At 39.5% G+C, this 19,207-nt stretch carries 20 protein-coding genes and 1 pseudogene; 14 read left to right on the forward strand and 7 right to left on the reverse strand.

What is annotated here, in order from left to right:
• Positions 1-55: 55 nt before the first annotated feature.
• The 6 genes and pseudogenes from BFS30_RS28200 to BFS30_RS14570 all read right to left on the reverse strand — a co-directional run.
• Positions 56-940: pseudogene (locus tag BFS30_RS28200) on the reverse strand (M56 family metallopeptidase); the annotation flags it as partial.
• Between the two features lie 3 nt (positions 941-943).
• Complete coding sequence (locus tag BFS30_RS14550; protein WP_069379949.1) at positions 944-1,327, reverse strand: BlaI/MecI/CopY family transcriptional regulator; 384 nt, start codon at positions 1,325-1,327, stop codon at positions 944-946.
• A 100-nt stretch (positions 1,328-1,427) separates the two neighbouring features.
• A complete protein-coding gene (locus BFS30_RS14555) occupies positions 1,428-2,342 on the reverse strand; it encodes a DUF4835 family protein (protein ID WP_069379950.1) in 915 nt (304 codons plus the stop codon).
• A gap of 22 nt (positions 2,343-2,364) precedes the next feature.
• A complete protein-coding gene (coaBC, locus tag BFS30_RS14560; RefSeq protein WP_069379951.1) occupies positions 2,365-3,561 on the reverse strand; it encodes a bifunctional phosphopantothenoylcysteine decarboxylase/phosphopantothenate--cysteine ligase CoaBC in 1,197 nt (398 codons plus the stop codon).
• 43 nt (positions 3,562-3,604) lie between these two features.
• Positions 3,605-3,931: a DNA-directed RNA polymerase subunit omega gene (locus tag BFS30_RS14565; RefSeq protein ID WP_069379952.1), complete on the reverse strand. Its 327-nt coding sequence runs from the start codon at positions 3,929-3,931 to the stop codon at positions 3,605-3,607.
• Complete coding sequence (locus BFS30_RS14570; RefSeq protein ID WP_069379953.1) at positions 3,931-4,860, reverse strand: outer membrane protein assembly factor BamD; 930 nt, start codon at positions 4,858-4,860, stop codon at positions 3,931-3,933. The genes BFS30_RS14565 and BFS30_RS14570 overlap by 1 nt, the downstream gene beginning before the upstream one ends.
• A gap of 287 nt (positions 4,861-5,147) precedes the next feature.
• Between BFS30_RS14570 and BFS30_RS14575 the strand changes: the two genes are divergently transcribed.
• A complete protein-coding gene (locus tag BFS30_RS14575; RefSeq protein ID WP_083252057.1) occupies positions 5,148-7,556 on the forward strand; it encodes a glycoside hydrolase family 3 N-terminal domain-containing protein in 2,409 nt (802 codons plus the stop codon).
• Between the two features lie 6 nt (positions 7,557-7,562).
• On the opposite strand, the gene BFS30_RS14580 is transcribed toward BFS30_RS14575, so the two are convergent.
• Positions 7,563-7,925, reverse strand: a complete 363-nt coding sequence (locus BFS30_RS14580; RefSeq protein ID WP_069379954.1) for a DUF5655 domain-containing protein — start codon at positions 7,923-7,925, stop codon at positions 7,563-7,565.
• A 183-nt stretch (positions 7,926-8,108) separates the two neighbouring features.
• Between BFS30_RS14580 and BFS30_RS14585 the strand changes: the two genes are divergently transcribed.
• The 13 genes from BFS30_RS14585 (at position 8,109) to dnaN (ending at position 19,088) form a co-directional block, all read left to right on the forward strand.
• Positions 8,109-8,939 (forward strand): ABC transporter ATP-binding protein, encoded by an 831-nt coding sequence (locus BFS30_RS14585; RefSeq protein ID WP_069379955.1) that lies wholly within the window; start codon positions 8,109-8,111, stop codon positions 8,937-8,939.
• A 6-nt stretch (positions 8,940-8,945) separates the two neighbouring features.
• Positions 8,946-9,725, forward strand: a complete 780-nt coding sequence (locus tag BFS30_RS14590) for a hypothetical protein (RefSeq protein WP_069379956.1) — start codon at positions 8,946-8,948, stop codon at positions 9,723-9,725.
• Position 9,726: 1 nt separating this feature from the next.
• Positions 9,727-10,101 (forward strand): GntR family transcriptional regulator, encoded by a 375-nt coding sequence (locus BFS30_RS14595; protein WP_069379957.1) that lies wholly within the window; start codon positions 9,727-9,729, stop codon positions 10,099-10,101.
• A 24-nt stretch (positions 10,102-10,125) separates the two neighbouring features.
• The gene (locus tag BFS30_RS14600; RefSeq protein ID WP_069379958.1) at positions 10,126-10,851 is read left to right on the forward strand and encodes a hypothetical protein; all 726 of its coding nucleotides are present in this window, start codon (positions 10,126-10,128) and stop codon (positions 10,849-10,851) included.
• A gap of 105 nt (positions 10,852-10,956) precedes the next feature.
• Positions 10,957-11,322, forward strand: coding sequence for a helix-turn-helix domain-containing protein (locus BFS30_RS14605; protein ID WP_069377809.1), 366 nt, complete (start codon positions 10,957-10,959; stop codon positions 11,320-11,322).
• Positions 11,319-12,221, forward strand: a complete 903-nt coding sequence (locus BFS30_RS14610) for an IS3 family transposase (RefSeq protein WP_157262844.1) — start codon at positions 11,319-11,321, stop codon at positions 12,219-12,221. The genes BFS30_RS14605 and BFS30_RS14610 overlap by 4 nt, the downstream gene beginning before the upstream one ends.
• Before the next feature lie 364 nt (positions 12,222-12,585).
• Positions 12,586-13,506: a glycerophosphodiester phosphodiesterase family protein gene (locus BFS30_RS14615; protein ID WP_208602975.1), complete on the forward strand. Its 921-nt coding sequence runs from the start codon at positions 12,586-12,588 to the stop codon at positions 13,504-13,506.
• Position 13,507: 1 nt separating this feature from the next.
• On the forward strand, positions 13,508-14,215 hold the full coding sequence (locus BFS30_RS14620; protein ID WP_069379961.1) for an ATP-binding cassette domain-containing protein: 708 nt from the start codon (positions 13,508-13,510) through the stop codon (positions 14,213-14,215).
• A 92-nt stretch (positions 14,216-14,307) separates the two neighbouring features.
• Positions 14,308-14,829, forward strand: a complete 522-nt coding sequence (locus BFS30_RS14625) for an outer membrane beta-barrel protein (RefSeq protein ID WP_069379962.1) — start codon at positions 14,308-14,310, stop codon at positions 14,827-14,829.
• Positions 14,830-14,967: 138 nt separating this feature from the next.
• Positions 14,968-15,498 carry an outer membrane beta-barrel protein gene (locus tag BFS30_RS14630; protein ID WP_069379963.1) on the forward strand — a complete coding sequence of 177 codons (531 nt, stop codon included), beginning with the start codon at positions 14,968-14,970 and terminating at the stop codon, positions 15,496-15,498.
• Positions 15,499-15,530: 32 nt separating this feature from the next.
• Positions 15,531-16,259 carry a gliding motility-associated ABC transporter permease subunit GldF gene (gene gldF, locus BFS30_RS14635; RefSeq protein WP_069379964.1) on the forward strand — a complete coding sequence of 243 codons (729 nt, stop codon included), beginning with the start codon at positions 15,531-15,533 and terminating at the stop codon, positions 16,257-16,259.
• 14 nt (positions 16,260-16,273) lie between these two features.
• Entirely contained in the window at positions 16,274-17,929 is a 1,656-nt protein-coding gene (gene gldG / locus BFS30_RS14640; RefSeq protein WP_335645338.1) for a gliding motility-associated ABC transporter substrate-binding protein GldG, read from the forward strand.
• Between the two features lie 34 nt (positions 17,930-17,963).
• Entirely contained in the window at positions 17,964-19,088 is a 1,125-nt protein-coding gene (gene dnaN / locus BFS30_RS14645) for a DNA polymerase III subunit beta (RefSeq protein WP_069379966.1), read from the forward strand.
• Positions 19,089-19,207 lie beyond the last annotated feature (119 nt).

The raw sequence follows: 19,207 nt of genomic DNA on the forward strand, positions 1-19,207 counted from the left end.
TCTGCTGTTTTGCATTCATATAATTCGTTTTCATGTCTGTGATTCTTTTAATTCGTTGGTATAAATGTTGATTTTTTCCTGTCGCCGCCATAGAAAGGGCAGGGGCAGACTGGTCCTTCAGAATTTCCAGTTTTAGTAAGGCATGGGCATAAGTTACCGGCGTCCCGGTCAGCTGTACCACAAGGTCATCACAAGCATGCTCACGCTCAATGTTGATGAACCGGCCACTAAGCCAGATGAAAGGATTAAAGAACAAAATGGTTTCTATCCCTGTTTTAATAAGGTTTAAGAGGTAATCATTTCTGCGGATGTGCGAAAGTTCATGAATCAGGATTGCTTCCACCTGTTTAATGTCAAGTTGTGTTGCCAGCGCAACAGGGAACAAGACTATGGGTTTAAAATAACCGATTACTAAAGGAACATTTACTTTTTCCGAGAGATAGAATCCGATATACTGTTTCAGGTTTAATTTGGAAACCATCTCCTCAAATACAGTTGTCCATGCAGCTGGTACCGCGATTTGTGCTGCATTTTTAAGTTGATGCATTTTTCGGTATCCTGCGATAAGGATGAATAGCTGAAAAAGAATGCCGATTCCGTAAACGCTGACAATATAAGGGAATAGGGTTTCTGTTTTGCTGCTGATTTCCTGAGGTAGGGTACTGAGGTATTCATAATAAGCGGCACTGATGTGTAATTCTGCCCCGCTGCCATTTCCATTGCTTAGCGGAAGCTTGAAAATGGAAAAGAAGGTGATGCAAAAAGAAACAAAGATCAGGCACATGGCTGCATAAGCGAGGTTATGCTTCAGTTGGGCCTTCAGTTTAGGCATTGCAATTACAGTCAGGAATAAAATGGCATAAATAATAGCTCCCTGCCATAAGGAGTGAAATATGCTCCAGCCGGTGGCTTTGATCAGGTTGTTTACAATTGCTTCCATAATTTATTTTTTGCTAAGGTCGTCCAGGTATTTTTTAATTGAATCAATTTCATCCTGACTGGCGCTATGGTTTCCCAGGGCTTGCATTACCAGTCGCGCTGCAGAACCATTAAAAACATTATCAATCATTTTATTAACCAGATGCTGTTCTGTTTTTTGTTGATTAACGAGTGCTTTGTAAATGTGAGTTTTGGAAGAAGTGTCGCGGATAACCAACCCTTTTTCCGACATGATTTGCATCAGTTTCAGGGTAGTCGTGTAGCCTGCATCTTTATTTTTTTCCAGAATCTCGTGTACTTCCCTTACGGTACAATTTCCTTTTTCCCATAAAATCTGTAAGATCTCCAATTCACTTTCTGTTGGCTTAAGGGGTGTCGCTGCTGTCATATCCTTTATTGTACGAATTGTTTCGTAATCAAATGTACGAATCTATTCGTATAAACAAAATATTTTTCAATAAAATGCTGAATATTTTTGTAAATGACTGCTAAAGACCTTGTCTGGCTGGTTTTAAGGCCTCGTATTTATTGAGGTTTGCAGGATCAATATCTGACAGAAGGTTGTAAGCTTTTAGTCTTTCCTGAGGATTTCCTATAGACAGGAGGTTAACAATTTCATCCGCTTTGGTCGCAAAATATACATTGGGGAAAATAGAGCCTAACTTTTGCCTGTCCATTCTTGTTAATCCGGAAAGAAGAGAAATGATCTTTTTGGACCCTTTTTCCATATCGTCCTGAAGACGATCCATTCCATTGTAATGATAATTGTAAATAAAGACCCTTAAATCCTCAAAGCTTTTATTGAGCAGGTTTTCATTAAGCCAGTATCTGTTTCTTAAACCATCAGCAGCCTTCCAGCCTTTATTGCCGGATTGTTGTGCCAGGTTTAGAATATTCTGAGCTTTATTGTAAAATGGTGTTCCACCAAGGTTACTAAAGCTATCTTTGTCTAATCCAATAATGGTGTTTGCATAAAAACCGAGCAGGGAACTCAGATTAGATATGAAATTCTGATCCGAGAAATCTAAAGACTGCCCTTCATTATAGTTGAAATCGAAATCTTTGTCGCTAATATTTAGAATGGTGCTGTTATAAGCAGTACCGTATACTGGTCTGCTGGATTGGATCTGTGCTTCTGCTTTATAGCCTGAGCTACCATCCCAGGCGGTTACTGTAATCACGAAATTAGTTTCTATACGTTCCTGAGGGGTATAAGTTTCATTGGTCCACTTATTATTATTTAAAAATTCTCTGATGGTATTCTGTAGAACCTCTATATTCCTCTTATTGATGTTAGGTACTGTTGGTGCCATTACGGTAACTCTTGCATTTAATTCCTGTGCAAGGATAGCGGTGTTGCAAAGAAAGAAAGAGAAGAAAAAGAGGAGAAGGCGTTTTTTCATCGGAGCGGTTTTTACAGTTAGCTTATAAAACTAATTTTAATATTTCATTGCAGATATCTTTCGCAACCTCAGACTTGGATTTTGTTTCAAAAACCACTTTTTCAGCTGCTTTATTAAATATAGTGATTTTATTGGTATCTACCTTAAAACCCGCACCTTTGTCGTTCAACGAATTGAGTACAATCAGGTCAAGATTTTTCTTTTCAAGCTTTGCTTTTGCATAGGCTTCTTCATTTTCAGTTTCTAATGCAAAACCGACAAGAATTTGCTGCTTTGTTTTTATCTGCCCTAATGTAGCCAGAATATCTTCTGTCTTTTTTAATTCCAGGCTGAATTCAGGATTTGTCTTTTTAATCTTTTGGCTGGCGGCAGTAACAGGGGTATAATCCGCTACAGCTGCACTCATGACCATAATCTCTGACTGAGGAAATTCTGTTTTACAAGCCTTCAGCATGTCGGCTGCACTTACAACATTGATTCTTTTGATTTGAGCGGAGGCTTTCTCTGCAGTAGGGCCCGAGATCAGGGTTACCTCAGCTCCTAAAGCAGCAAATACTTCTGCAATTGCAAAACCCATTTTTCCGGAAGAATGATTTCCGATAAAGCGAACAGGATCTATGGCTTCATAGGTAGGACCAGCAGTAACCAGTACTTTTTTGCCCAATAACGGAAGGCCCTTCTTTGCTGCTTCATTCAGAAAACTTAGAATCTCTTCAGGTTCAGCCATCCGGCCTTCTCCGTATAAACCACTTGCAAGCTCTCCTTTTCCAGGCGCAATAAGTTGGTTTTCATAGGATAAAAGCTTTTCAATATTGTGTTGTGTACTCTCATGTTTCCACATGTCGAGGTCCATTGCCGGAGCAACAAAAACGGGACACCTGGCCGATAAGTAAACAGCAGTTAAAAGGTTGTCGCAAATACCGGTGGCCATTTTTGCCAATGTATTGGCACTTGCCGGGGCAATTACCATAAAATCAGCCCAGAGGCCTAATTCCACATGATTGCTCCAAACGCCGGTTTCGGCCTCAAAGTATTGGGTATAAACGGGATTTTTCGACAGGGTGGCCAGGGTGAGCGGGGTAATGAAATTTGCCGCATCGGCCGTAAGAATAACTTTAACGTTTGCGCCAGCCTTTACCAGTAACCTGACCAGTATCGCCGATTTATATGCTGCAATGCTGCCGCAAACGCCAAGAATGATGTTTTTATTTTCTAGCATGGTTTCTTAATGCAGGAATGCAATTTAATACCTATGCCCGGTTTTATTGTTGCTCTTTAGCAGGGTTTCTGTGATAAATTTTATCATTCAGGAACTCATCAATAGCAATTAGCGAAGGCTTAGGCATGCGCTCATAGTGCTTACTGATTTCAATTTGTTCTCTGTTTTCAAAGATCTCTTCCAGGTTATCATTTGAAGAAGCAAACTCCGCTAATTTACCGTGTAATTCTTCTTTAATGTTGTTAGAAATCTGATTAGCCCTTTTAGAAATAATTACTAAAGACTCATAGATATTCTCAGTTTTTTGATCTAAATCATTAACATTTCTAGTAACCGTAGTATTCGGTACAGCAGGTTTGTTCGTGTTCATTATTTGATTGGGGTTTTAATTGTAGTATTGGTGCTGTCTGCTTTCGCTTCTTTTGCCAGCATTGCTTTATATTTTTCCTGATCCTTCTGGAACTCGGCAATCACACGTTTTGCATGTGCTATACCTTCTTCACTATCTTTCTTTAAAGCTTTAGCTTCATCAACCAATTTACTCTGAGGATGAGACTCTACAAATTCATCAGCATAAGTGATGGCTTCATTGTATCTGTCCTCCTGACGTATTTCAATACTGTTTTTTGCATAAGCATATTGAGATTTAACGATCAAAAGATCCATCTCTTCTGCATATTTAATATCCGGAAAATCAATCTGTGCGTTTTTTAACGCAATAACAGCAGATTTATAATTGCTGATGTCGTATCCACCTAAATCGTAGTATAATTTGGCATTATCAAATGCTTTAGTTTCCAGTTTCGAGCGCAGGTCTGCAATATATTTGCTGGCATCCGCTACACGTTCGCTTTTAGGATAAAAGTTGATGAATAATTGTAAGGCATCAATCGCCTTATAAGTATTCTCCTGATCCAGAGAAGATTTCGGAGATTCCAGGTAATAACAGTAAGCACCCAGGTATCTGCATTCTTCTGCATATTTACTTGTCGGATAGGTATCGGCAAATGATTTGAACTGATATCTGGCAGTCGTATAATCCCTTAATTTATATAAAGTCAGGGCATAGTAGTAGTTTAAGTCTTCCGCTTCTGCTCTTCCTCTGTACTTTTGAGAAAGGTCTTCAAATAGAATGATAGCTTTTGTGTAATTCTTCTTGTTATAAAGCTTCATGGCCTCCTGATACTTCTTGGCTACATCGTTGCTCAGTCTGATTTTTTCAAACTGACTTTTGCAACCCGCGATAGTTAGGGCTATGATGGTGAAACTTAATAGTAATACGTGTTTAATTTTAAACATTCTGCAAAGATAAGTTAATAATACGATAACGTCAATTAAAAATAATAGGACGCTAAGCTATGTAAAGCGATTCATCCTGTCAAACCCTTAACATAATTTAACAAATGGCGTTTTCTGGCTGTGTTTTTCTGATGCTAAAAGTGGGGCAAAAACAGGTGGCCGGCTAATGATCTACAGGAAACGGAAAGATTCGAATATGCTAAAATCATTGACCGAAATGCCAGTATCAAATCATTTAATTAACCTAATTTAGTCGGATTTAGAACCACGTACTGCAATTGCTCATTATGATGAAAAAGACATTGATGTTATGTGCTGCACTTTTCTCTTTACAAAGTGCTTCTTACGCACAGCATAAAAATATCTACAATAAAAACTGGATAGATTTTAATAAAAATGGAAAGAAAGAGGTCTTTGAAGATCCCTCGCAGGAAATAGAGAAAAGGGTAGCCGATTTAATTTCTCAAATGACGATGGAGGAGAAGACCTGCCAGATGGCTACGTTGTATGGTTATGGAAGGGTGCTGAAAGAGGAGATGCCTACTGCGGAATGGAAAACTAAAGTCTGGAAGGATGGAATTGCCAATATTGATGAGGCATTGAATAGTCTGGCTTATAATAAAAAAGCACAAACTGCTTATTCTTATCCATTCAGTAAGCACGCTGAAGCCATTAATACACTTCAGAGGTGGTTTATTGAAGAAACAAGAATGGGAATCCCGGTCGATTTTACCAATGAAGGTATTCATGGACTTTGTCATGACCGCGCAACGCCTTTACCGGCGCCGGTTAACATTGGAAGCACCTGGAATAAGTCTATGGTAAGACAGGCAGGAAATATTGTCGGACGTGAGGCTAAAGCATTGGGATATACCAATGTATATGCACCTATTTTAGATCCTGCCAGAGATCAGCGCTGGGGAAGGGTAGTTGAATGTTATGGAGAGAATCCTTTTCACATAGCCGAGCTTGGAAAACAAATGGTATTGGGAATTCAGGAGAATGGAGTTGCCGCTACTTTGAAACATTTTGCTGTATATAGTGTGCCTAAAGGAGGAAGAGATGGGGATGCCCGCACCGACCCGCATGTGGCATGGAGAGAGTTGCATCAGATACATCTGTATCCTTTCAGAAGGGTTGTGCAGGAAGCTGCACCGATGGGGGTGATGAGTAGCTATAATGACTATGATGGAGTTCCGGTGACGGGAAGCCGTTATTTTCTGACAGAATTGCTCAGAGAAAAATATGGTTTTAAAGGATATATCGTTTCAGATAGTGAAGCGGTAGAATACCTCTATTCAAAACATCATGTTGCGGATGATTATAAAGGGGCAATCAGGCAGGTTGTTGAAGCCGGACTGGACGTACGTACCAATTTTACCATGCCAGAACAGTATATCATGCCTTTAAGAGAACTGATAAAGGAGGGAAAGATTGCGATGAAAACGATTGATGAAAGAGTTGCTCATGTTTTACGGGTAAAGTTCAGACTGGGGCTTTTCGATCACCCTTACGTCCAAAATACAAAAGCATCAGATCAGGTGGTTCATACTGCCAAAAATGAAGCATTTTCAGCGCAGCTGAGTCGTGAGTCTCTGGTACTCCTGAAGAATGAGCAAAACCTCCTGCCTTTGGATGCGAAGAAACTGAAAAATGTCCTGATTACCGGACCGCTGGCCGCAGAAGTAAATTACACCACAAGCAGGTATGGCCCATCTAACAATCCGGTCACTTCTGTTGTTGATGGCATCAGGAAATATCTGGGCGCTGCTGCTCAGGTCAATTATGTGAAAGGATGTGATATGATAGATCCCAACTGGCCCGAAAGTGAAATTATTCCCAGCCCTCTTTCTGATGCAGAACAAAGAGGAATTGATGAAGCTGTCGCACAGGCGAAACAAGCTGATGTGATCATTGCTGTGGTGGGGGAAGATGAGAAAAGGGTGGGAGAAAGCCTTACCCGTACTGGATTAAATCTGCCCGGCCGACAATTACAATTACTAATGGCACTTCATGCTACGGGAAAACCGGTAGTAATGGTGATGGTCAACGGTCAGCCTCTAACCATCAATTGGGAAAACCGCTATATCCCCGCAATCCTGGAAGCCTGGTTTCCGGGCCCGCAGAGTGGGACGATCATTGCCGAAACTTTATTTGGAGATTATAACCCTGGAGGCAAACTTCCCATTACTTTCCCGAAGTCTGTAGGTCAGCTGGAGTATAATTTCCCTTTTAAGCCTGCTTCACAGGCGGGGCAGCCCAGCAGCGGAAATAATGGATATGGAAAAACAAGTGTGAACGGTGCATTATATCCCTTTGGTTATGGTTTGAGTTATACCAGTTTTGAATATAGCAACCTACAGGTAAAACAAACTACGCAGCAGGCAGGTTCTGATATTGAAGTGAGTGTGGAGGTGAAGAATACCGGAGGACGTAAAGGAGATGATGTGGTACAGCTATATCTTAAAGACCTGGTGAGTAGTGTAACCACTTATGACTCGGATCTTCGGGGATTCGAAAGATTAAGCCTTTTGCCAGGAGAACAGAAAACCGTGAAATTTATGCTCAAGCCGGACGACCTTTCTATTTTGGATAAAGATATGAACTGGAGGGTGGAACCTGGGAAATTTAGAGTAATGATTGGTCAGTCTTCCGAAGATATTAAGTTGAAACAGGAATTTGAAATTATGCCTTAAGATAGGCTACTTCCCATTTTCATAGGCTATTTTAAGGTAACTGATGACTTCCTCATTGAGGTCATCAGGATGATAGATTCTCAAATGGTGGTTGTAGTCATCGCTACCCAGCACTGCTTTGATCTTGCGGAAACATAAGTTGTCTTCGTAAGGCTGTTTAAAGGGTAGAACTACATCGATGAAATCCTTACCCATTTGTATGACATAAGCAAAATTTATTCTGCCGGAAAAAGCGATCATAGTTTTTCCGGCATGATATTCCACATTCCCGATTTTCAATAAAGTTGCTGTCAGCTGCCGAAAAAGGGCAATGCTTGTTGCTGATTTATTCTGCAGAAAACCTGCTGTCGCTTTTTCTGATTGATTCATTAGTAGTCTTCCGGAGTTGATCCCGCCAGGATATAAAGTTAGTATTATTTCGGCTCAGTAAAGACATGCTGGTTTGTTCTTCCTGATAGAAGTAATAAAAAAAGAATAAAATATTTGGATAATTAAGTCTATTGTCTACATTTGTACTGTACTAGTTAAATAGTACACTAAACTTATAACGCTATGATAGAAATCTCCAACTTAACCTTTGGATACAGCAAAAAGAAATTGTTGTTTAAAAACCTGAACTTAAAGCTTCAGATGGGTCATATATATGGTCTGCTTGGAAAGAATGGAGCGGGTAAATCTACACTTCTTAAAAACCTTGCGGGCCTTGTTTTCCCTCAGGAGGGCCTTTGTTCACTTAATGGATATCATTCTGCAGGCCGTTTACCAGGTTTTTTGCAGGAATTGTTTTTTATACCTGAGGAAATGCATTTGCCGGGAATTACGGCCACTCAGTTTGCAGGCAGTACCGCACATTTCTATCCGAAATTTAATGAAGCACAATATTTTAAGATGTTGGCAGAATTCGATGTGCCGGTTTCCAGTGTATTGGGAAAACTGTCTTTCGGTCAGCAGAAAAAAGTAATGATTGCTTTTGGCCTGGCTACAAACACGGCATTACTTATTATGGATGAACCTACTAATGGTTTGGATATCCCGTCTAAAGTTAAATTCAGGAAAATTATCGCCGGGGCACTTACTGATGAGCGCTGTATCATCATCTCTACGCATCAGATCCGTGACCTGGATAGCCTGATCGACAGTGTATTGGTTTTGCACCAGCAAGAGATTGTATTGAATAGTGGTCTGGATGAAATTGCAGAGCGCATTCAATTTACGACTACTGCTCAGGCAAATAAGGCGGCTATCCTCTATGAAGAATCCAATGCTGTAGGAATCAATACGATCAGTGTGAACCATAATCAGACTTTCAGCAAGGTTGATATGGAGATGCTTTTCAATGCGATCGTCAACGATCATAAATCAGTAATAGACATTTTAAAATAAGGCCTCATGAACAATATATTTAACTTTCGAAGATTTTCACTTCTTTTTAGTAAACATACCCGAGAATATTATAAAACTTATTTATTATCCGTAGCCGTGTTATTCGGGCTGCTGACTGCAGCCCTTGGATTTCTTTGTTATGTGAGTGGTGGAGCTATTCAAATAAAAACTCAGTTTTCCATTTTCTTTCTTTTTCTTTTAGGTGCGGGCTCAGTTTTTACGAGTTTGGTCTTTTCTGATTTTGGAGATAGCAGGAAGTCAATTGCGATGTTGACGCTGCCGGTTTCTCATTTTGAGAAGTATCTGGTCGCCTGGATTTACTCTTTTGTTATTTTTCAACTGGTTTTCCTGTTGAGTTTTTATGCTGTCGATTTTCTTGTCTTAACGCTTGGTAGTTCAGGAAAAGGTGAAGAATTAAAAATTATGAATGTGTTTTCTGCAGATGGCGAGCACTTGTTTGTATTTCAGCTCTACATGATTGTCCATAGTATGGCTTTTTTGGGAGCAATCTTTTTTGAGAAGATTCATTTTATCAAAACTGCATTTGTGGTATTGATACTGAGCCTGGTGCTGATTTTGATCAATCAACCTATGGTTCATGCACTCTTTGATGTGAAGCTGCAAAAAATAGTGCCCTTTGTAAACTTAGGGATAGAAGAAGCCGGAAGATATTATATCATTAATCCTTTGCCTTCTGTCAAACCGTTAATGCTTGGTTTATCCCTGACTTTTGCGGTGTTATTATGGATCGGTGCCTATTTTAAATTGAAAGAAAAAGAAGTCTAAGATGGAATTTAGAGATAATGAAGCCATATATCTGCAGATAGCTGCTTATGTTGGAGAAAATATTATGCTGCACAAGTGGCCGGCAAATGAGAAGATCCCTTCCGTTAGAGAACTGGCTGTGGATTTACAGGTAAACCCGAATACGGTAGTCAGAGCCTATGAGTTTTTACAGAATAAAGAAGTCATCTTAAACAAGAGGGGAATAGGTTTTTTTATTGCTGCGGATGCCGAAGAGAAAATAAAAGGATATAGTAAAGAAAGATTCCTGGGAAATGAACTCCCGGAATTTTTCAGAAATATATTTCTCTTAAATATCAGTATGAAAGAAATTGAAGAACGCTTTGAGAAGTTTAAAGCGGAACATTACCAGAAGTAATCATTAAAAATAAAATTACAGAAGATGAAACTAAGTACCATATTTATTATCGCAGCAGCCATTATTTCATTGGCGATGTTAACTGCTTATAACTTTTCTTTAAAGGCATCTTATCAGAAAGGTGGTTATAAAGACCGTTTCAATGAGCTTGAGTTTAGCTCCATTAAAGGATTGACTGAGCTTCACGTTAATGCGGCAAACAGATTTGCCATCAGTATAGAAAAAGGAGATAAAGAAGGTTTATGGATTAGAGACCAGGTTAAAGGTCTGGTTAATGTTAGTCAGGTAGGAAATGCATTGACTATAGATCTGACTAATGAGGCTAAAGAACGTGGCTTCCATACCAAAGATGGTGATATCATTCTTTTTTCAAATAGCCTGAATACGATAAATACAGCACCTTATTTTACTAAGGAGCAAAAGGAGAAAGAATGGTTTTATAATCATGGCGAAATCAGAGTTAAAGATTTAAGCGGAGAGTTGCTGGATCTTCGTCTCGGAAAGTTTACTTCTGTTTATATGGATCATGTTAAAGTAAATACGCTAAAGGCCAGAGTAGGAGAGGCCGGTTTTGCCGATGCGTTTTTAACAGTTGATTCTTCTAACCAGATTGCATTTGCAGATTTGAGTATTCCTGGTAGAAGTACAATAGTACTTTTAAATCCAAAAATTGTTAAAACTCATTACAATTTGTCAGACAGTGCTACTGTGACCTTAAATGGGTCTATGCTAAAGGGCATACGACCTTAAACCCTATATAGGTTTGTCTGAATCGGAAAGACTCTAGTTCGGAGATCCTTGTCCGTTCCTGCCCTGAGTTTACATAAGAAAGTTTTTCAAGAGAGAAAAATGAGTATGAAAAATGAACGTCCAAACAAAAGAAAAGGAGGCACAGAGTGGAATCATTCCGAGAGTCTTAGAGTACAGATCGCCTTAGAGTATCTTGATGGTGATTTTAGCCAGGTTCAAATAGAACGTAAGTATGGGTTATCGCCCAATACGGTTTATAGATTCGTATCTTGGTACAAAAGTAATCATAACCATCTTATGCCAGAAGCCGTCAACGTAGCTGAAGAGCTGCCTTTCAGCGCTAAAGAACGAAGAGAGCTGGAAAAGCGGCTGGCCTTATCAGAACTGAAGGTCGCCGTGCTGGAAAAAGTGATTGCCATTGCTAATGAGGAATATGGTACAGATCTTAAAAAAAAAGCTGCTACCAAGTGATCTCAGAACTCAGAGGCACCCGCAAATACTATAGCATAGCTCTTCTTTGCGCCACATTTGATTATACCAGGCAAGCCTGGTATAATCATCTAAAAAGTGTTGAATTGCATCTTCTGGAGGAGCATATTGTACTTGAAAAAATCATTGAGATCCGTAAAGCGCTTCCTAAAACAGGATGCATAAAGTTGTATAAAGAACTCAATAATGGCTTTTTACAGGCCCATGGTATCACTATGGGAAGAGATGCGGTATTTGAATTCGTACGTTCTAATGGAATGTTGATCAAGACAAAAAAGAAATGGGTTCGTACAACAAATTCTTTTCACCGGTTTAAAGTTCATCCTGATCTGGTGCAGCGCAGGCCAGCGATACATGCTGAAGAAATATGGGTAAGCGATATTACTTATCTGCGTACCAGTACTTGTTTTCTTTATTTATCACTAATCACAGATGCCTATTCAAGAAAGATCGTAGGTCATCATTTGGCGACTGATTTAAAGGCAATCGGATGTATTAAAGCATTAAATCTAGCCTTAAAAGGAAGATTGTATCCAAACAGACCCCTTATTCATCACTCAGACAGAGGAACTCAATATTGTTGCGATGACTATGTGACCATGCTTAAAGACAATGGAATACAAATCAGTATGACTCAGACAGGCAGTCCATATGATAATGCAATAGCAGAAAGAGTGAATGGAATACTGAAAATGGAACTAGGGTTGGAAAAGACCTTTAAAAATGTAGCCCAGGCGAAAGTATCAGTAGAACTGGCTATGGATAAATACAATAATTTAAGAATGCATTCCAGTTGCGAATTCCAAACCCCACAGCTGACTCACATGGTGGAGAATATCGTTCCAAAACAACAAAAAACACAATCCTTACTGCCTATGTAAACTCAAAACAGGAAAATCAGCATTTTTGGGTAAACTTATATCAGTAATAAAATTTATCATTGTAAACCTATATCAGTAAAACAAAAAAACTACGTAAACACTAATCAGTAATTTACTTTCTGTATGTAAACTTATTGCAGTATAAGACACTCTGTAATGAGTCTGGATCTGGGAGGTAGTTGCGAGGTAGTTACGAGGTAGTTGAAAGGTTAAAACAATAATGCAACTACCTCTCAGGTACCTTTCAACTACCTCGCAACTACCTTCCAACCCCGGAGTCTGTACGGAGGATCCCCGAAGCATTTCAGGTTACAAAAAACGTTTAATATAGGCTTGCTTAGACCTAATTTTCCTACTTTTGAACATGAAACAATTTAATCTGCTTCTGGCAGGCTTTCTTTTGCTTGCCTCATCTTGTACTGCACAAACAAAAAACTACATTTCTTTTGGGAGCGTTCAGGAACTAAGAGACTTTTTGAACAGAAAGACACCAGGATATCCGCTGATCAGCGCACATAGAGGCGGGCCTATGAAAGGTTTTCCTGAAAACTGTATTGCAACTTTTGAAAATGCGACAAGCTATCAACCCGTAGTTATTGAGTTTGACGTGACATTGAGTAAAGACTCTGTGTTGGTGATCATGCATGATGATAAACTGGATAGAACCAGTAACGGAACTGGATTTATCCGGGACTATACTTATGCGGAGTTACAGAAACTCCACTTAAAAGACAATTTCGGAACATTAACGTCCTATAAGATCCCTACTTTAACTGAGGTGCTGAAATGGGGGAAAGGAAAAGTGTTGTTTACCATTGATGTAAAAAGGGGAGTTCCTTTTTCGAAAATCATTGAACAAGTCCGCAAAACGCAATCTGAATCCAATTCTATCGTCATTACCTATAATGATAACCAGGCCGTAGAAGTGCATAAGCTGGCCCCTGATCTGATGATTTCTGTTTCAGCAAAATATAGTAATGATTTAGAAAGGCTAAAATCTAAAGGTGTTCCATACGACAGGATGGTTGCATTTGTCGGAACTGGTGGGTTCGATCAAAAAGGCTTTTGGGCATTGCATCAGAGGGAAATCTCCTGTATTATGGGAACAATGGGTAACCTGGATCGGCGGGCGATGACCAGGAAAAACATAAAATACTATTACATGTACGCAAATAGTGGTGCAGATATGATTTCCACGGATAACCTAATCATGGCCGGTAAGGAATTGAATCAATATAGAAAAGATAAAAAGATCAGTTCTGTACACGTTAAAAAAATAAAATAAATTGAGCATTCAGGTAAGCACATTGGCCAAACATTACGGTCAGCAGAAAGCAGTAGATGGAATTAGCTTTGAAGCTAAACCAGGGAAAATTCTTGGCTTTTTAGGTCCGAATGGTGCGGGGAAATCTACCACCATGAGGATGCTGACGGGCTACCTGAAACCCACATCAGGCAGCGCAGAGATTTGTGGTTTTGATACCCGGAAAGATAGTCTTGAAGTCAGGCGTGTGATGGGCTACCTGCCGGAAAATACACCGCTATATGCAGATATGTATGTGCAGGAGTTTTTATTATTCGTAGCCAATACTTATCAATTGAAAGATGCGGCACTGCGTGTAAAAGAAACTATAGAAACAGTAGGCCTCTCTCCGGAACAACATAAAAAGATTTCCATGTTATCTAAAGGGTACCGACAGAGAGTTGGGCTGGCCCAGGCAATTATCCATAATCCGCAGGTATTGATTCTTGATGAGCCAACCTCAGGACTGGATCCAAATCAACTGACCGACATCAGGGAATTGATCAAACAGCTTGGGAAAGACAAGACGGTAATCCTTTCCACGCATATCATGCAGGAAGTAGAAGCGATCTGCGATGAAGTGGTCATCATCAACAACGGTAAAATTGTAGCCAATGCTACAATAACTGATCTTAAAAGAGAACACCAAATGACTTCTTTAGAGGATATTTTCAGGAAATTGACCTCCTGATTAATTTTTTTTCATGAGTTTGTAACGATTGGCCAAGTTTTTGCATCTAAGGGTTGATTTTATATCAGTAATATAAATTTAAATTTAAACACATGAAAAAATTATTTTTACTAACAGCAATCGTAGGTATTTTCGCATTCACTAACGCTAGTGCACAAAAAGATGCTGCAATGAATGGCCCTAAGTTAGGTATAGGTGCTGATTTCGCGTTTCCAATGGGTGACTTTGGTGATATTTCCAAATTTGGTGTTGGAGGATCGTTATTGTACCAACATCCAGTTGCTCCAAATTTGAACTTAACAGCAAGTGCTGGTTATTTGAGCTTCAAATATAAGGACATCATTGGAGGTGGAAATTCTGGTTTTGTTCCTGTGAAAGTAGGTGCGAGATATTTTGTAGCTGAAAACTTTTATTTGAACGGAGAACTAGGTGCTTCATTTGGAACAGGAGATTTTAACGATGGAACTGCTTTCGTTTACTCACCTGGTATCGGTGTTGAGTTTCCTGTAGCTGACAAATCTTCTATTGACTTAGGTGCTCGTTATGAAGGATGGTCTAATAATGGAACACTTTCATTCATTGGTCTAAGAGCTGCATTTAACTTCGGTTTGTAGAACTTAATCTATTAAAACTTACAGATCCTGCTAAAGGATCTCTTCAAAGCTTTCCTGTTTACAGGAAGGCTTTCTTGTTTTGTTTTGCTGAAAATCGAATTTTATTCTATAATATCGCCATAAATTAAAATACTGAATTTGAAAAAGCGATTATTGCTGGCAACAATTGCCGCATTTTTTACAGTTAAGACGAGTATGGCTCAAACCGGTGATCCAGCAATGGAAGGATCTAAATTCGGACTTGGTGCTGATTTTGCCTTTCCTATGGGAGCTTTTAAAGACCAGACAAATTATGGAGTTGGAGCTTCCCTTTTATACCAGCATCCCATTGCCAAAAACCTAAACATTACCGGAAATGTCGGCTACCTGGAATTACAGGGAAAGAAGACGATTATAAATCTTAAATATACGGAAGGATTCATACCAGTAAAGGCCGGTGCCAGGTACTTTCTTGCAGAAAATATCTACGGAGGAGCTGAACTTGGGGTCTCCATTTCCACAGCCAGTGGTAATGGTAGCGGAACTTCATTTATTTATGTCCCTTCTGCAGGAGTGGAATTTCCGGTATCGGATACGGGATCTGTCGATGTGGGTATCCGTTATGAAAGCTGGACCAGAAGTAGCAATACCCGTTCTTTTATTGGTATCAGAGCAGGATATAATTTTTAATTTTCTAACTTCGGCATCGTTAATTAAAATGCATGTACGCCGTATTTAAAAGGGAATTGTTTAGCTTGTTGAACTCGCTGATGGCTTATATTACCATCGGGGTTTTTCTATTGGCCTGTGGGTTGTTGTTGTGGTTTTTTCCAGATACTTCGATCCTGGAATATGGGTATGCTGAGCTCAGCAGCTTTTTTAACCTAGCCCCCTTTTTGTTTCTGTTCCTTATCCCCGCCATCACCATGCGCTCTTTTGCAGAAGAAAGAAGGGAGGGGACCTATATTTTACTTGCAACCAGACCGCTTACCGACTGGCAGATTATAATGGCCAAATACCTGGCCTGTTTTGTACTGGTACTCTTCGCCTTGATTCCTACTTTGATCTATTGTTATTCCGTATCAAAACTGGCTTTACCAGCAGGTAATATTGATACCGGAGCTATTATCGGCTCATATATAGGTTTGTTGTTGCTCAGTGCTGCATTCCTTGCGGTAGGTATCTTTGCCTCTTCAATCACAAAAAATCAGGTCGTCGCATTCGCCCTGGCAGTATTCGTTTGTTTTATTGCCTACAGCGGATTTGATGCCATGAGCCAGATTTTTGGCTTTCGTGCAATCGAAAATATACTGCTGAATTTAAGTGTAAATGAACATTATCAATCTATGGGCAGAGGAGTTCTGGATACCAGGGATCTGATTTATTTCCTCACTTTCGTGTTGGCGTTCCTGGGCTTGACTAAACTGGTGATAGGAGGTCGTAAATGGTAAGCAACAGACGAAAATTGTTCCACATACTGGCCTTCACCGGAGGTTTAATTCTGCTGAATATTCTGGCTCAATTCGCCTATACCAGGATTGATTTTACAAAAGAAAAGCGGTTTACTTTAACCCCTAAATCAAAAGCAATTCTCGGAAAAATCAATACGCCGCTTACCATTACTGTATTTCTTGAAGGTGACCTGCCAGCTCCTTTTAAACGTTTGAAAAATGCAACCAGAGATTTGCTGGCGGATTATAAAGCCTATGCAGGGAAGGAAATAAAAGTGGTGTTCAAAGACCCACTTTCAGGACTTTCTATCGAAGAACAGGATACGGTGATCAATAATTTATACCAATCCGGCATTGAACCCACAACGATAAACATAAAAAATGATGCTGGTTTTGCACAAAAGATGGTCTTTCCTATGGCCATGCTGGAAACAGAAAGCCAGCAGCTTCCCCTGAAGTTGCTGCAGAACCTCAATGCTAGCGGAAGTTATGAAGAGAACATCAATAACTCCATTCAGAACCTCGAATACCTGTTTACAGCTGCCATACAGAAAGTACTTAGTAATGATCATCCCAGGATTGGTTTTACAGAGGGGAACGGGGAATTGTCAGACCTTTCCTTAAATGATGCGATCAACAGCCTTTCCGAAAGTTATGAAGTAGGAAGGGTAAACCTGAATACCATAGATGCTTCGGGCCTGGATAAATTGAAATTGTTAATCATCGCAAAGCCACAACAAGCGTTTACCGAAGCAGAAAAATACAAGATTAACTATTTTGTAATGAAGGGGGGAAGGGTGGTCTGGGCGATAGATCAGGTAAGTGCAGACCTGGATAGTTTAAAAGGTTCCGGAGAACAGTTGGCCTTCAATAAGAAATTGAATATAGATGACCTGTTGTTTATGTATGGTGCCCGGGTGAATTATAACCTGATTGCAGATGCAAACTGTGTGGAAATTCCTTTAAGTATGGGACAACAGGGACAGATAGAATTGGCACCATGGGTTTATTATCCATTAATGATGCCGGATACGGCGCATAACCTGGTCAGAAATATTGATGCGATCAGAAGCGAATTTGCGTCTACAGTAGACACTATAGGAGTGAAAGGATTGAAAAAAACAGTCATTTTGCACTCTTCACCATTTAACAAGATCTTTAATACCCCTAAATTACTCTCTCTGCAAATGGTAGCTGAACAGCCTGATCCGAGAGATTATGCGAGCATTCCACAGACATTAGGGATACTGATTGAAGGAACTTTTCCTTCTGTTTTCCTGAATCGTGCCGTTCCGGAAGGAGTCACGGGGAATTATAACGTACCTGCACAGAGTAAAAACACAAAAATGATCGTTATTGGTGATGGCGATGTCTTCAAAAATCAATTGAGCAGTAAGGATGGCTCAGCATTTCCGTTAGGCTTTGACCGGTACACCCAAAAAAACTACGGAAATAAGGCATTGTTGTTAAACATCGCCGATTATCTGTCAAATGAAGATAATTTAATCGCTTTACGTAATAAGGAGGTTAAGATCAGGTTATTGGATAAGGCAGGTTTGCGCACAGAAAAGCTGCAATGGCAAATAATCAATATGGCTTTGCCTTTATTTTTGTTAATATCGTTCGCAATTTTTCAACATTATTACCGCAAGCATAAGTATACAAGGTAATTTTTATATTTTTGAGAACTGACAAGATCATACTATGAGATTTATTGTATCCACATCAACGTTATTAAAACATTTGCAAACAGTAAACGGTGCGTCAAGCAGTAGTACTGTATTGCCAATATTGGAAAATTTCCTTTTTGAAATTAAAGACGGAAGTTTAACCATATCTGCCACTGATTTACAAACCAGCATGACGACCTCTTTACCGGTGGAGTCTAAAGAAGGCGGAAAAGTAGCTGTGCCGGCAAAAATACTTTTAGACACTTTGAAAACGCTGCCAGATCAGCCGATCTCTTTCAATATTGACGACAATACCTTCTCTATTGAAATCAGTGCTGGTGATGGAAAGTATAAGTTGAGTGGAGAAAATGGTGATGATTTTCCTAAAATCCCTACCGTAGAAAATGCTTCTTCTGTAAACCTGCCTGCTTCGGTATTAACAGAAGCAATTACCAAAACTATTTTCGCAGTAAGTAGTGATGAGCTGCGTCCGGCAATGACCGGAGTATATTGTCAGCTGTCTGAGCAACACATTACCTTTGTCGCTACTGATGCACATAAACTGGTAAGATATAGAAGAATGGATAGTAAAGGAGATAAATCTTCTTCTTTCATCCTTCCAAAAAAAGCATTAACCCTATTGAAAGCTGCACTTCCTTCAACAGAAGTAAATGTTTCTGTGGATTATAATGCAACGAGTGCTTTCTTTAAATTTGAAAATATCAACCTGGTTTGTCGTTTAATTGACGAACGTTATCCTGATTATGAAGCCGTAATTCCTGCCAACAATCCGAATAAACTGGTTATTGATCGTGCATTGTTTCTGAATACTTTGCGTAGGGTGGTTATTTTTGCTAATAAAACAACACATCAGGTACGTTTAAAAATCAATGGCAGTGAATTGAATATTTCTTCTGAGGATCTGGATTTTGCCAATGAAGCTCATGAGCGCTTAAGCTGTCAGTATGAAGGTGAAGATCTGGAAATTGGATTCAATGCCCGTTTCTTAATCGAGATGCTGAGCAATTTAAGTGGAGAAGAAGTGACACTGGAACTTTCTACTCCTAATCGTGCAGGATTGCTGATTCCACAAACAAATGACGAAAATGAAGATGTGCTGATGTTGGTGATGCCTGTAATGCTAAACAACTATAACTAAATTCAAAGTTAAATATATTGGAAAGGCCTGGTTTTTAACCAGGCCTTCTTTTTGTAAAATGTTTTATGCTGAGCAGAAGCCCTGAAATTGATCAGCTAATTAATTTTACGTTACTAAAT

The sequence above is a fragment of the Pedobacter steynii genome (genome assembly GCF_001721645.1).
In the GTDB taxonomy this organism is placed as follows: domain Bacteria; phylum Bacteroidota; class Bacteroidia; order Sphingobacteriales; family Sphingobacteriaceae; genus Pedobacter; species Pedobacter steynii_A.